We start from the raw sequence: 13,885 nt of genomic DNA on the forward strand, positions 1-13,885 counted from the left end.
ATAGAAAATTTAAAAACATAACACTAAAAATAAAAGGGCCAAAAATTAAAGCCCCTTACAATCAATAAATTAAATGTGTTATTTTTGCACCATAACAAATATTTTGTGGTTACAAACTATTGAGATCAAGCACATCTCGCATATCAAAAAGACCACTTTCCTTACCACTCAACCACAAAGCCGATCTTACCGCGCCGTTAGCAAATGTCATGCGGCTGGACGCCTTATGGGTGATCTCCAGACGCTCGCCAATATCGGCAAACATCGCGGTATGTTCGCCAACGATGTCACCTGCACGCACGGTGGCAAAACCAATGGTGCCAGGCACACGTTCACCGGTGTGGCCTTCACGACTGTAGACCGCGCAATCTTTCAGATCTTTATCAAGGGCGTGGGCGATCGCCTCTCCCATTGCCAGTGCGGTGCCTGACGGCGCATCAACTTTATGTCTATGATGTGCTTCAATAATTTCGATATCGGTGTAGTCACCCATCACTTTGGCTGCTTTCTCCAGCAGCTTAAGCATGACGTTAACGCCAACGCTAAAATTGGCGGCAAAGACAATCGCAATATCGGCGGCGGCGTCACGAATCGCCTGTTTACCGGCTTCGTCAAACCCCGTAGTGCCGATCACCATCCCTTTGCCATGCTGGCGACAAAAAGCGAGATGGTTCAGCGTACCTTCCGGACGGGTAAAATCGATAAACACATCAAAATCATCTTTTATCGCATCAAGGCTGCTTTGCACGGTAACGCCTGTTTTCCCTGCACCAGCCAGCTCACCGGCGTCGCTGCCCAGTAAAGAAGATCCTTCGCGCTCCAGCGCCGCGCCCAGCTGCACGCCTTCTAATGCCAGCGCCGCCTGAATCAACTGGCGGCCCATACGCCCCCCGGCTCCCGCGATGGCAACGCGGATGTTTGCATCATGCATAGCTATTCTCTTTTGTTAATTTGCATAGACCGTTTTCAGAGTAACCAGCGCATCGCTACGCCGCCAGCCAAAAACGCTGATAATTAGAAATTAATGATAAACAGGGAGGGATATCAGTGAAAGGCATGAGTCGATGAATGACTGCATGCCGATAACATGTGACAGGTTACGGCACCAGAGCCAGCAAATCAGCCACCCACTGTTGGAAGCCTTTTACATTCAGATCCAATGCCACCTGTACATTGGCTGGTTTGCCCAGGCAACCGTCGATATCAACCACCGTCGTGCCTGAGGTAAATTCGCCTTGAGTTTCTACCGCGACAAAACACGGCTTGAGGGTGAATAAGTCCGGGCGCACCAGCCAGGCGATGGCGCAGAGATCGTGCATTCGCAGACCGCTTTGCATACTGCCGCTACGGTAGTGGCTAAACAGGGCGTGGAGCATTTTTCCGGTGCGATTCAACTCCGGTAAAGTAGCGAGATAGTCAGGGGTTAATATTGCCTGATTGGTGACATCCAGACCGCACATGACAATTTCGATGCCGCTACGGAAGACACAGGCAGCCGCTTCTGGATCGGCAGCGATATTAAACTCGGCATTTGGTGTACAGTTGCCGCGACCAGCAGAACCGCCCATGATCACCAGACGGCGAATATGCGGTTTGCATTCCGGGCATTGTGAAAGTAACAGCGCAATATTGGTTAACGGGCCGATGGCTACCAGGGTAACAGGCTCTGGTGCACGCATCAGGGCATCCCGAATCGCCAGAAACGCCGGTACCTCGAGCGGCTTTCGGTTGTGCTCAACAAAGTCGTAGCCAGCCATTCCCGATTTGCCGTGCACAGATGCCGCATCACGCGGTGCGCGTACCAGCGGCACAGCGGCTCCCTGGGCGAGCGGAATCTCCGCATTCCAGAAATGCAGCAGTTGCAAGGCATTACGGGTAGTTTTCTCAACCGAGACATTACCCGCGACGGTGGTCATCAGTTGCAGGTCGAGTTCGGGGGCAAAAATCGCGGCGGCAATGGCGACGGCATCGTCAATGCCGGGGTCAGTATCGAGGAAGATAGGTAAACGCATGTTTTCTCCATAAAAAATGCCGGTAACAAGACCGGCATTTTCGCATAACTTAGGCTGCTAATGACTTAATCGACTTCACGAATATCGACACGCAGCTCTTTCGGCACTTCGAAAACAATGTTTTCTTCACGGCCTTCCAGCGGAATGGCTTCACCACCGCCCAGCTGCTGCAAACGTGCCACCACATTTTGCACCAGAATATCCGGAGCCGATGCGCCCGCAGTCACGCCGACGCATTTAACCTCTTTCACCCACTCTTCCTGGATATCTTTCGCATCGTCAATCAAAAACGCGCGTTTGCCCATACGCTGGGCCAGCTCCGCCAGACGGTTGGAGTTGGAGGAGTTTTTCGAACCGACCACCAACACAACTTCCGCCTGTTCTGCCAGGGCGCGTACCGCTTCCTGACGGTTAGTCGTGGCGTAGCAGATGTCATCTTTGCGCGGACCGACAATTTTCGGGAAGCGTTTACGCAGCGCGTCGATCACATCAGACGTGTCATCCACCGACAGCGTGGTCTGGGTCATAAAGGAGAGCTTCTCTTCGTTTTTGACCGTCAGTTTCCACACATCGTCCGGCGATTCGACCAGATACATTCCCCCTTCCGGGTTACTGTACTGGCCCATCGTACCTTCCACTTCCGGATGCCCGGCGTGGCCGATGAGAATCGACTCTTCGCCACGACGGCTGGCGCGGGCGACTTCCATATGCACTTTGGTCACCAGCGGACAGGTGGCATCAAACACCGTCAAATCGCGGCTTTTTGCTTCGTTACGTACCGCCTGAGAAACACCGTGTGCGGAGAAAATCAGGATCGCGCCGTCCGGTACTTCGCTAATCTGCTCAATAAAGATAGCCCCACGCTCACGCAAGCTATCGACCACATAGCGGTTATGTACCACTTCGTGACGGACATATATCGGTGCGCCGTAAATGGCCAGCGCGTTTTCAACAATGCTGATAGCGCGGTCTACCCCGGCACAAAAACCACGCGGGTTGGCCAACAGGATCTGCATGTTACGCCTCCAGTGCCGGATCGATTTCCAGCACTTCAATATCAAAATGAACGGTCTGCCCGGCCAGCGGATGGTTGAAATCAACGGTAATGGAGTCGCCGTTAATTTCGCGGATCACGCCAGGCATCTCACTGCCATCCATTGCGGTAAAAAGCATGATTGCGCCAATTTCTGGCTCGCCTGCATCCATAAATTCACGGCGGGAGAAGTACTGAATCAGGTCCGGTGACGGCACGCCAAACGCCGCATCTGGCTCCAACGAGAAGGTGGTTTTATCGCCCACTTTCAGCCCCAACAGGTGTTGCTCCAGCCCTTCAGAAAGAGAAGCATCACCCAGGCGGAACAGCGCCGGTTTACCGTTGTTGCGGGTAGACTCGGCGGTGGTGCCATCGTCGAGTTTTAGCGTGAAGTGCACCAGGACGGCGCTATTGCTCTGTACAGATTCAGACATGCAGGTTTGCTCTTATATTTGAGGATTTTTGCCGGATGCGGCGTAAACGCCTTATCCGGCCTACGATTTCGCAGCAATCTGTAGGCCGGATAAGATGCGTCAGCATCGCATCCGGCAGGGTTTATTATTGTTTTTTCGCTTTAGAAGGTAAAAACCCTTCCAGCACGATCAACGCCGCACCGACACAAATGGCAGTATCGGCAAGGTTGAAGGTGGCGAAGTGCCAGTCGCCGACGTAGAAGTCGATCATATCGACAACGAAGCCGTGCCACAGGCGGTCGAACAGGTTGCCCAGCGCGCCGCCAATAATCAGCGCATAAGCGATATTGTTTAGCTTCTGCGTGGCCTTCGAGCGATACATCATCACTGCCAGGATCACGCTAATACCAATCGCAATACCGGCAAAGAACCAACGCTGCCAGCCGCCGCTATCGGCAAGGAAACTAAACGCCGCGCCATAGTTACGCGCATAATGCAGATTAAGCGACGGGAACAGCGGGACCGTATCCCCCAGAGCAAAGTTCTGGAGGATCAGGTATTTGCTGCCCAGATCGATAATCAGCACGACTACCACCAGCCACAGCCAGCGTAGCCCTGTTGAACAGATCGATTGACTCATCAGGCAAACTTACGTTTTTCACCGTCACCGGCGACGTTGCTGACACAGCGGCCGCAGATTTCTGCGTGTTCCGCCACCTTGCCGACATCCCGGGTGTAGTGCCAGCAGCGTGGGCACTTCTCACCTTCGGCTTTACTCAACGCGACTTTCAGCCCTTTGAGTACTTCGCTCTGCTGAGCATCAGCAGGTGCGTCGTTATAGTCTGCAACGGTAGCGCCGGAGGTCAACAGGACAAATCGTAATTCATCGCCCAGCGCGGTCAGTTTCGCCGCCAGTTCCGGTTCTGCATACAAGGTTACTGCCGCTTCCAGCGAGCCACCCACTTTCTTGTCGGCACGCGCTTGCTCAATGACTTTGTTCACTTCGCCACGCACTTTCAACAGCTCGTCCCAGAACGCATCGTTCATCGCTTCACTGTCTGCCAGGCCAAACAGGCCTTCGTACCACTCACCGGTGAAGACGTATTTTTCACGTTCGCCCGGCAGGTAGCCCCACACTTCATCAGCGGTGAAGGAGAGGATTGGTGCCATCCAGCGCACCAGCGCTTCTGCGATGTGATACAGCGCAGTCTGGCAGCTACGACGCGCCACACTGTCCGCTTTGGCGGTGTACTGACGGTCTTTGATGATGTCGAGGTAGAAGGAACCCATCTCAACGGAGCAGAAGCGCATCAGACGCTGTACCACTTCGTGGAAATCGTATGCTTCGTACGCGTTGAGGATGTCTTCCTGTGCCGCTTTCGCACAACCTACGGCCCAGCGATCCAGTACCACCATCTCTTCCGGTTTCACCATATCTTTTGCTGGATCAAAACCGTTCAGGTTTGCCAGCAGGAAGCGCGCGGTGTTACGGATACGACGATAGCTATCGGCAGCACGTTTCAGGATCTCGTCAGAAACGGCCATTTCACCGGTGTAGTCGGTTGATGCCACCCACAGACGCAGAATATCCGCGCCCAGTTTGTTCATCACATCCTGCGGCGAAACGGTATTGCCGATGGATTTAGACATCTTGCGACCCTGACCATCCACGGTAAAGCCGTGGGTCAGTACCTGACGATACGGCGCTTTGCCTTTCATCGCGGTGGAGATCATTAGGGAAGACATGAACCAACCACGGTGCTGGTCAGAACCTTCCAGATACATGTCCGCTGCGTGACCGGCAAATTCCGGACGCACGTCAACAACAGAAGAGTGGGTAGATCCGGAGTCAAACCATACATCCAATGTGTCCGGCACTTTCACGTACTGATCAGCTTCATCGCCGAGGATCTCTTTCGCATCAAGATCCCACCACGCCTGGATGCCGTCAACTTCAACGCGTTTTGCCACTTCTTCCATTAGTTCGAGAGTACGCGGATGCAGCTCTTCCGTGTCTTTGTGCACGAACAGTGACATCGGTACGCCCCAGGTGCGCTGACGGGAGATACACCAGTCAGGACGGTTAGCAACCATCGACTCGATACGCGCCTGGCCCCAGTCCGGGATCCACTGCACGCCTTTGATCTCTTTCAGTGACTGCGCACGCAGACCTTTCTGATCCATGCTGACGAACCACTGCGGCGTCGCGCGGAAGATGATCGGCGTTTTGTGACGCCAGCAGCACGGATAGCTGTGCTGCATTTTCTCAACGTGCAGCAGCGCGCCTTTTTCCTGCAGCAGCGCAACGACGATGTCGTTCGCTTTGAAGACGTTCACGCCATCCAGCGTCGGATAAGTGCCCGGCAGATAAGTGCCGTCCGGGCCAACCGGGTTAGCGGTTTCCAGGCCGTATTTCTGACCGATCACATAGTCGTCCGGGCCGTGGCCAGGCGCGGTGTGAACGGCACCGGTACCGGCATCCAGGGTAACGTGATCGCCGAGGATTGCCGGAACGTCGAAGCCCATAAACGGATGGGTAAAGCGCAGCAACTCAAGCTCCGCACCTTTTACCGTGCCGAGAATGGTGTAATCGGTCACGCCGATACGCTGCATTACGCTTTCAACCAGATCTTTCGCCAGAATCACGGCCTGACCGTCGATCTGCACCAGCGCATAGTCGAAATCAGGTGCAATAGAGATTGCGCGGTTCGCAGGCAGAGTCCACGGCGTAGTGGTCCAGATCACCAGCGAGATTGGGCCGTTAACGTTGCTTACGGCAAATTTTGCTTTCAGTGCATCCTGATCGACCGCCTGAAAAGCAACGTCGATGGACGGAGAAGTTTTGTCGTAATACTCAACTTCCGCTTCCGCCAGCGCAGAACGGCAGTCAACGCACCAGTGTACCGGCTTCGCGCCTTTGTGCAGGTGACCGTTGCCGATGATTTTGCCCAGCGCGCGGATGATGTTGGCTTCAGTTTTGAAGTCCATGGTCAGGTACGGGTGCGACCAGTCGCCCAGCACGCCCAGACGGATAAAGTCTTTGCGTTGACCGTCAACCTGGGTCGCCGCGTATTCGCGGCACTTGGCGCGGAACTCGGCGGCGGTGAATTTCTCACCCGGCTTACCGTATTCTTGCTCTACTTTCAGCTCGATCGGCAGACCGTGGCAGTCCCAGCCAGGCACATACGGCGAGTCATAACCGGAAAGCCCTTTGGACTTCACGATAATGTCTTTCAAAATCTTGTTAACCGAGTGACCAATATGAATGCTGCCATTCGCATAAGGAGGGCCATCATGCAGAATGAAGGTTTTTTTGCCTTTTTTAGCCGCACGGATGATGCCGTACAGATCATCATCAGTCCAACGCGCCAGCATTCCCGGTTCGCGCTTGGCGAGATCGCCACGCATCGGGAACCCTGTTTCCGGCAAATTCAGGGTTGATTTATAGTCACTCATCAGATTCTCGGTTCCGTGTTTCGGTTTGATTACATAACAGGCTTAAGCCGGTTTTGTTAGCCCAAAAAATTCGCGGGCGGTTAATTCATCACGCGCAATCTGCGCTTTCAGTTCGTCCAGCGACGCAAATCGCTGCTCATTGCGTATTTTTTTACGCAGCACTACTTGTATATGGCGACCGTAAAGGTCCATTGCAACATCTAACAAATGCACTTCCAGCTGCTGGCGAATACCGGCAACCGTTGGGCGTGTTCCGATGTTTGCCACGCCGGGTAACGGCTTTTCACCGAGGCCCAGCACTTCTACCGCATAAACCCCTTTCACCGGGGAAACCTGACGGCGTAGCGGTACATTCGCCGTCGGGAAACCTATAGTGCGCCCTAATTCATCACCGTGGACTACACGCCCGGAGATGGCAAACGGGTGCCCCAGTAAACTTTCTGCCAGAGCCAGATTGTCATCCGCCAGCGCCTGACGCACAGCGGTGCTGCTAATACGCACGCCACCTTCGCAAAAAGTTTGCGTACTAGTGATATCGAAGCCGTATTCCATGCCAGCTTTCTGTAATAACAAGAAATCGCCTTCACGACCAGCGCCAAAGCGGAAATCATCCCCTACGGCAAGAAATTTTACGCGCAAATGCTTCACCAGAAGATCGCTGATGAAATTTTGCGCGGTTAACGCCGCGAAACGCCTGTCGAAACGCACGCACAGCACGTAATCAACGCCACACTCTGCAAGGTAACGCAGTTTTTCCCGCAGCCGGGTCAGCCGTGCCGGGGCTTTATCGGTAGCAAACAGTTCCAGTGGTTGAGGTTCAAAAAGCATCACCATCACCGGTAAGTTGCGCTTGCGCCCTTCTTCCTGCAAGCCCTGTAACAGCGCGCGATGACCGCGATGCACGCCGTCGAAATTACCAATAGTCAGCACACACCCTTCTTGCGGGGCCTGGCTGAGATTATGTATGCCGCGTATCAGCTTCATGTCTGGCTCAAAACAGTGAAAATCGTCCGAGTATACCTTGTACAGCGGTCAAGGTTAACCGGCGATTGAGTACCGAAATCAGAAAGAAGTGGCTTTTCATTGCCATGGCGCAAATCACGGGAAGAAACTGACCGCCTGCTGCAATTTTTATCGCGGAAAAGCTGTATTCACACCCCGCAAGCTGGTAGAATCCTGCGCCATCACTACGTAACGAGTGCCGGCACATTAACGGCGCTTATTTGCACAAATCCATTGACAAAAGAAGGCTAAAAGGGCATATTCCTCGGCCTTTGAATTGTCCATATAGAACACATTTGGGAGTTGGACCTTGGCTAATATCAAATCAGCTAAGAAGCGCGCCATTCAGTCTGAAAAGGCTCGTAAGCACAACGCAAGCCGTCGCTCTATGATGCGTACTTTCATCAAGAAAGTATACGCAGCTATCGAAGCTGGCGACAAAGCTGCTGCACAGAAAGCATTTAACGAAATGCAACCGATCGTGGACCGTCAGGCTGCTAAAGGTCTGATCCACAAAAACAAAGCTGCACGTCATAAGGCTAACCTGACTGCACAGATCAACAAACTGGCTTAATCGCCAATTTGCTGAAGCTTTGTGAAAAAGCCCGCGCAAGCGGGTTTTTTTATGCCTGCTGCTTTTGTGATGCGTGAGAGAACACACTGCCGGTTGCCAGATAGTCAAAAGTTGCAGGTTCTTGCAGACATGCCGTTGTACTATCTGAACTCTTCGTGGCTTAAGAATCGTAGAACCATCGGCTGATACATTCTGAACAAGAATATCTACTCAATCTCCAGACCCCCTACAAAGAATGTGGATATTGTGATACACATTGAGGTATTAAACTTAAGACCACTCTATTTTTGAATTAAATTCCTATATACTTTAACCATTCATAAATATCTCCTCATTAGACCTTGTAAATTATTAACAGCAATCAACACAGGTTAAATACCTATTTATATTGTACTTCTTAAAATTAATGAGCGATTTTTGATAGTAGTCACATTCACTCATAAATTAAATTAATAAAAATTCATCAACTTCAAGGACTGATAATGACAGATGGTATCTCAACTTCGCCACATTGTCTTTATAAATCAAATATAGTAGATGATGTAATAATAAATAAAACAAGACAAAATGAGTTAGTAAAAGTGTTTTGCGAGTATAAAACAGAGTTCTTAATTTTGTTTGATGACTTTTTCAGAAGCCAGGATTTTCCTAAACCATCTCCAGTCCTCCATCATTTTTTTCAATATACTCATCTGAGAGATGCACATTTTTATAGATGTAAACTCATAGAACATACAGTTCAATTTTATTTTTTAAACACAAAGGCATCACATTACTTAGATTGGATGTTTTTGATGACAGAACAAGCGAATGTCTTTCTGAAGAGATTAAGATATATCAAGAATGCTATGAAAAATTCGTTAAGTTCTTAAAGGCAAACTTCAACCCGGAAATATACCCACAGCTATATACTCCTGAAATATTTTATGAGGCCTGCAGAAATCTCCAGTCATTTTATGCTCATCAGGAGACGTCACAAAACGCTAAATATAGTGCAATAGACAAGAAAAAAAGTCATCTTAACCAGGAAATCAAAAAGCTAATTAAAAAAAATATTTTCCCTGAGCTATATAATGAACAATGCAATAAAATCCCCTCCTCATCGAAAGATGATAACCAGAAAATAACATGGCAGAATTTTAAAACTAGCAATTCGGCATATTCAAAACTATGTGGAAAATTATCTTTATTTAAAAGCGTGCCCAGTCGGTTAATAGAAAAATCAGCTTACTGCTCAACTGAAAATATGGCCACTAATAAATTTGATGTCGTCTTTTCTTACTGCGGAGATAATATAAAGGAATTTATACTTTTATTACCCTATAATAAATCACTGGAGATGTATGAACTTAACGATCAAAAGATCCAGTATTTGACTGCCCCTAATATCAATATACATAAAATGTCGCTATCAAATATAACAATAGAAAAGAGCAACCTTTCATATGGGTATTATTTTAGTTGTGTATTATCCAATATATCATGTTTTGAAAGCGACTTATCAAACACCATCTTTTCAAATGGAGAAATTAATAATCTCTTCATTATAAAAAGCAACATATTTGGAGCATCATTCACTAATACCAGAATAAAAAATTTGCTCTGTGAAGATATTATGCCTGGTCGATGGACCACTCAACTTGTCAATAAGCACTTAGGTTACAGATACACAGGAGTATTCAAAACCCTGGCAAGTATTGATGACAAACCGTCCCGTTTCGAAATTTTGATACCATTGGTACAAACTTTAGTTCGCGACAATGTAAAGCTAAATAATGATGTGTATAAAGAACTGAAAAAGTTTATGCACGATTACGACAAAACATCCCCGGAAATGAGAAAATACCTTCAGAGCATCAACGAGTCTATGTTCCTTATGAAAAACATAGCTCATCAAAATTAAAAAATCTCAAAAAAGAAGTAATTTCAGAATGAAATTAACTGTGATGATTATTAATTCACTACAGAGGAATAAAAAATAATCTGAAGCATACTCTGAAACATCCTACTCTCTCACTCTAATAATGGCACCTTGCTCTTCTTATAAAGAAGGGAATAATTAAGAATATTAAACTTTCATCAACTTCACATCAAGAAATTAAAAAATTTAAACATTAATCTAAATAATAACAACCTGATCACATAATCGGGTACGATTTTATCCGATAACTATAATGCTATAACTCTGGGAAATGGTTGGAATACACCGCTGGGTGCCATCTCTTTTTACGCTGCCCGATCGAGTAGTAAGTTAAATAATGATACCAGACACGAAGGTACGAGCTATCAGGTCGCCTATAATAAATATCTAGTACAAACAGCCACTCGATTTAGCGTGGCCGCCTGGCGTTATGCTTCGCAGGATTACAGGACATTCAGCGACCATCTTTACGAAAATGATAAACACTATCATCAGAGTGATTATAATGATTTTTATGATATTGGCAGAAAAAATAGCCTTTCTGCCAATATTATGCAACCTTTATCCAATAATCTGGGAAATGTATCATTAAGTGCGCTTTGGCGGAATTACTGGGGGCGAAGTGGAAATGCTAAAGATTACCAATTCAGTTACTCCAATAACTGGCAACACATTAGTTATACTTTCTCTGCCAGCCAATCTTATGATGAAAATAATAAAGAAGAGGAGCGTTTTAATCTGTTTATCTCCATTCCTTTCTACTGGGGGGATGATATTGCCAAAACACGTCACCAAATTAACTTATCGAATTCGACCTCATTTTCCAAAGATGGCTATTCCTCCAACAATACTGGAATTACTGGCATAGCCGGTGAACATGATCAGTTAAATTATGGTATATATGTTAATCAGCAACAACAAAATAATGATACCTCGCTTGGTACGAATTTAAGCTGGAGAACTCCCATCGCCATAATAGATGGCAGCTATAGTCATTCTAAAAACGCCTGGCAAAGTGGTGGAAGTATTAGTAGTGGATTAGTTGTCTGGTCCGGTGGTATTAATATCACTAACCAGTTATCCGATACATTTGCAATTCTGGATGCGCCTGGATTAGAAGGCGCGCATATTAATGGACAAAAATACAACCGAACAAACAGCAAAGGCCAGGTTGTTTACGACCCGATTATACCTCATCGTGAAAACCATCTGGTACTTGATATAGCAAACAGTGAAAGTGAAACAGAATTGCAGGGCAATCGTCAAATTATTGCGCCTTACCGTGGAGCAGTTTCTTATGTGCAGTTTACAACTGACCAACGTAAGCCTTGGTATATACAGGCACTGCGTCCCGATGGTTCGCCATTAACCTTTGGCTATGACGTACTGGATCTCCAGGAAAACAATATTGGAGTCGTTGGCCAGGGTAGTCGCCTTTTTATTCGCGTAGATGAAATTCCAACTGGCATAAAAGTTGCTCTCAATGATGAACAGAATTTATTCTGTACTATTACTTTTCAACACGTTATTGATGAAAACAAAACATATATATGCCAGTAAAAGGAGTTTACTATGAAGTGGCTTTTATTAATCACCTTGAGTCTATATTCTTTTATTGTGCAAAGTGCTCCCTGTGCATTGACCAATGTCGGTGAACAACGTGGAACATATATACTCAAGCCACTGAGTATGAAAGGTAATCTCACCGCCGAAAAAATTGAAAACACCGGAAATATCATTGAGTGTACAGACTTGCAAGAGACAACCAACGCCATTAAAGTTCATTTTTTAACACAGAACGCTTTAAGGTTTAAAGTCGGAAGTCGTCATTATATTATTAATTTCCCCTTTGAATATGACGGTAAAAAAATAGAGCTTCCAGGGAAGTCATCTTATAATTTAGAAGAAATGCTATCTGCGATAAATTTCACCATTCCATATTCTATCGCATCTGTATCAGATAGTTCTAACACCGCAGACATTTTTCCAGGAACTCCTTTTCCTTTGTTGTTCGAAATTGAAGTGAGTTCATGTACAGGGAATAATACTAATTGTAATAGCGCCCGCTTTAATTATAATTTAAATACTATTTTACAGGTAAATTTAATGACCTGTGGTTTTGAAGATCAATCCATCGACACTGGACGATTTGTACTGTCTCGTATCAATAATGAAAATTATCAGTTTCATCATATAAGATTTGACTGCATCCAGGGCGAGCAAGGTGAATTAGTTTTTGAACCCAGTGATGTTGAATATTACTTTGAACCAGTGACGATACAGGAGTCAGGAACCAGCATATTAAAAAATGAGTTAGAAAACAGTGAGGACGGTGCGGGTCAAGTAGGCTTTCAACTCTCGAATGATGGTACGAATGAAATCCAGTATGGTAAAAGCAATTACTACTCTTTTCAGCATCCCCATGAAGGAAGTAATCAGATTCCTCTATTTATTCGCCCGCGTACATATGGAAATAATGTCTCAAGCGGGCAAATAATGAGCCGAGTCAAAATCGTGGTTATGTACAACTAATCTATCTCCTCCACTTTAACTTTGGGGGAGCTGCCGATTAACGCGCCGCTGGACTAAAAAGCGCAGAATAATCCGTATTGCAGATTCGCTGTACCGCCGGGTGCTGAATCATCCGCTCAGCAAAAATAGCATGGTACTCTTCCATCACATTCTCGACGCGACCAATTTCTACGACAGTTTTATCGGCATAAAAGTCATATGCATAAAGCGTTGGGGCAACGAAGATTGCATTGTGCATTGCACCAAAAGCTTTCATCAACGCGGCATCATCAAACTCGCCGAGGATTTCTACGTTTAATCCCTGGGAGTTAAACCAGTTAAGCAATTTGCGCCCTAACATTGAACGTCGCCCAGGAATCAAAAGTCGCCGTTCTTCCAGACAAGCCGGGAACGGTTTTTCTGGTGGTGGATTTGTACACCAGAAACTCACGCCACATTCGCCAATTCTCACGGAGAACAGGCCTTCCTGCTGCGTAGAGTCTATCGGACAGTCGGAAATGATCATATCCAGTTTATGCTGGCTTAATTGCTCCAGTAGCATTTCGTGGGTGGATTCGAAGCAGCGAAGATGAATCGGCTCGCCTTCTACCACTGCAGCATTCAGCACGCTACTGACCAGGCGTTTGGAAAGTGCATCAGCCACGCCAACGTCAAACAATAAATTGGATTCTTTGCGATAGTTCACAATATCCAGCATTTCCTGGCTTAAGGTGAACATTTTATCGGCATAGCGATAGACCAGTTCTCCCAGCTCGCTGGGTTCGAGACCACGTCCCTTGCGCTTAAATAATTTGCCTTGCAGGCGCTCTTCCAGAGCCCGGATCTGTCCGGTAATGGTTTGTGGTGTCAAATAAAGCGCCTCCGCTGCGCCAACCACGGAACCTTCTTTATAGACATGCCAGAAGTAATACAAGTGGTTGTAATTGATATGAGACATGCTCA

Annotated in this window: 11 protein-coding genes and 2 pseudogenes; 4 read left to right on the forward strand and 9 right to left on the reverse strand. The window is 47.4% G+C overall.

Features of this window, described 5'->3' with window-relative positions:
• Positions 1–109: 109 nt before the first annotated feature.
• The 8 genes from dapB to AB4H76_RS19545 form a co-directional block, all read right to left on the reverse strand.
• Complete coding sequence (dapB, locus tag AB4H76_RS19510; protein WP_000543586.1) at positions 110–931, reverse strand: 4-hydroxy-tetrahydrodipicolinate reductase; 822 nt, start codon at positions 929–931, stop codon at positions 110–112.
• Between the two features lie 166 nt (positions 932–1,097).
• On the reverse strand, positions 1,098–2,012 hold the full coding sequence (rihC, locus tag AB4H76_RS19515) for a ribonucleoside hydrolase RihC (RefSeq protein ID WP_001239155.1): 915 nt from the start codon (positions 2,010–2,012) through the stop codon (positions 1,098–1,100).
• A gap of 65 nt (positions 2,013–2,077) precedes the next feature.
• Positions 2,078–3,028 (reverse strand): 4-hydroxy-3-methylbut-2-enyl diphosphate reductase, encoded by a 951-nt coding sequence (gene ispH, locus AB4H76_RS19520; RefSeq protein WP_001166395.1) that lies wholly within the window; start codon positions 3,026–3,028, stop codon positions 2,078–2,080.
• A 1-nt stretch (position 3,029) separates the two neighbouring features.
• Entirely contained in the window at positions 3,030–3,479 is a 450-nt protein-coding gene (fkpB, locus tag AB4H76_RS19525; protein ID WP_000004655.1) for an FKBP-type peptidyl-prolyl cis-trans isomerase, read from the reverse strand.
• A 124-nt stretch (positions 3,480–3,603) separates the two neighbouring features.
• Positions 3,604–4,098, reverse strand: coding sequence for a signal peptidase II (lspA, locus tag AB4H76_RS19530; protein WP_000083369.1), 495 nt, complete (start codon positions 4,096–4,098; stop codon positions 3,604–3,606).
• Positions 4,098–6,914, reverse strand: a complete 2,817-nt coding sequence (gene ileS / locus AB4H76_RS19535; RefSeq protein ID WP_001286865.1) for an isoleucine--tRNA ligase — start codon at positions 6,912–6,914, stop codon at positions 4,098–4,100. Before ileS ends, lspA begins: the two co-directional genes overlap by 1 nt.
• Before the next feature lie 42 nt (positions 6,915–6,956).
• Positions 6,957–7,898 carry a bifunctional riboflavin kinase/FAD synthetase gene (ribF, locus tag AB4H76_RS19540; RefSeq protein WP_000767329.1) on the reverse strand — a complete coding sequence of 314 codons (942 nt, stop codon included), beginning with the start codon at positions 7,896–7,898 and terminating at the stop codon, positions 6,957–6,959.
• A gap of 7 nt (positions 7,899–7,905) precedes the next feature.
• Entirely contained in the window at positions 7,906–8,124 is a 219-nt protein-coding gene (locus AB4H76_RS19545) for a DUF2575 family protein (protein WP_001300728.1), read from the reverse strand.
• 102 nt (positions 8,125–8,226) lie between these two features.
• Between AB4H76_RS19545 and rpsT the strand changes: the two genes are divergently transcribed.
• The 4 genes and pseudogenes from rpsT to AB4H76_RS19565 all read left to right on the forward strand — a co-directional run bounded on the left by rpsT (position 8,227) and on the right by AB4H76_RS19565 (position 12,943).
• A complete protein-coding gene (gene rpsT, locus AB4H76_RS19550) occupies positions 8,227–8,490 on the forward strand; it encodes a 30S ribosomal protein S20 (RefSeq protein WP_001274021.1) in 264 nt (87 codons plus the stop codon).
• A gap of 482 nt (positions 8,491–8,972) precedes the next feature.
• Positions 8,973–10,393 (forward strand): annotated as a pseudogene (gene espX1, locus AB4H76_RS19555) (type III secretion system effector EspX1).
• Between the two features lie 246 nt (positions 10,394–10,639).
• Positions 10,640–11,971: pseudogene (locus AB4H76_RS19560) on the forward strand (fimbria/pilus outer membrane usher protein); the annotation flags it as partial.
• Positions 11,972–11,983: 12 nt separating this feature from the next.
• Positions 11,984–12,943 (forward strand): hypothetical protein, encoded by a 960-nt coding sequence (locus AB4H76_RS19565; RefSeq protein WP_001471885.1) that lies wholly within the window; start codon positions 11,984–11,986, stop codon positions 12,941–12,943.
• Between the two features lie 37 nt (positions 12,944–12,980).
• Here AB4H76_RS19565 and nhaR read toward each other — a convergent pair whose 3' ends face one another.
• The gene (gene nhaR, locus AB4H76_RS19570) at positions 12,981–13,880 is read right to left on the reverse strand and encodes a transcriptional activator NhaR (RefSeq protein WP_001300855.1); all 900 of its coding nucleotides are present in this window, start codon (positions 13,878–13,880) and stop codon (positions 12,981–12,983) included.
• Between the last annotated feature and the right edge of the window lie 5 nt (positions 13,881–13,885).

The organism is Escherichia sp. UTM R2 (genome assembly GCF_048593455.1).
Classification (GTDB): domain Bacteria; phylum Pseudomonadota; class Gammaproteobacteria; order Enterobacterales; family Enterobacteriaceae; genus Escherichia; species Escherichia coli.

What these genes read in the sequence shown, in the direction of transcription:
- dapB (WP_000543586.1), bottom strand. Translation starts at nt 931, where the DNA reads ATGCATGATGCAAACATCCGCGTTGCCATCGCGGGAGCCGGGGGGCGT.
- rihC (WP_001239155.1), bottom strand. Translation starts at nt 2,012, where the DNA reads ATGCGTTTACCTATCTTCCTCGATACTGACCCCGGCATTGACGATGCC.
- ispH (WP_001166395.1), bottom strand. Translation starts at nt 3,028, where the DNA reads ATGCAGATCCTGTTGGCCAACCCGCGTGGTTTTTGTGCCGGGGTAGAC.
- fkpB (WP_000004655.1), bottom strand. Translation starts at nt 3,479, where the DNA reads ATGTCTGAATCTGTACAGAGCAATAGCGCCGTCCTGGTGCACTTCACG.
- lspA (WP_000083369.1), bottom strand. Translation starts at nt 4,098, where the DNA reads ATGAGTCAATCGATCTGTTCAACAGGGCTACGCTGGCTGTGGCTGGTG.
- ileS (WP_001286865.1), bottom strand. Translation starts at nt 6,914, where the DNA reads ATGAGTGACTATAAATCAACCCTGAATTTGCCGGAAACAGGGTTCCCG.
- ribF (WP_000767329.1), bottom strand. Translation starts at nt 7,898, where the DNA reads ATGAAGCTGATACGCGGCATACATAATCTCAGCCAGGCCCCGCAAGAA.
- AB4H76_RS19545 (WP_001300728.1), bottom strand. Translation starts at nt 8,124, where the DNA reads ATGTGCCGGCACTCGTTACGTAGTGATGGCGCAGGATTCTACCAGCTT.
- AB4H76_RS19565 (WP_001471885.1), top strand. Translation starts at nt 11,984, where the DNA reads ATGAAGTGGCTTTTATTAATCACCTTGAGTCTATATTCTTTTATTGTG.
- nhaR (WP_001300855.1), bottom strand. Translation starts at nt 13,880, where the DNA reads ATGTCTCATATCAATTACAACCACTTGTATTACTTCTGGCATGTCTAT.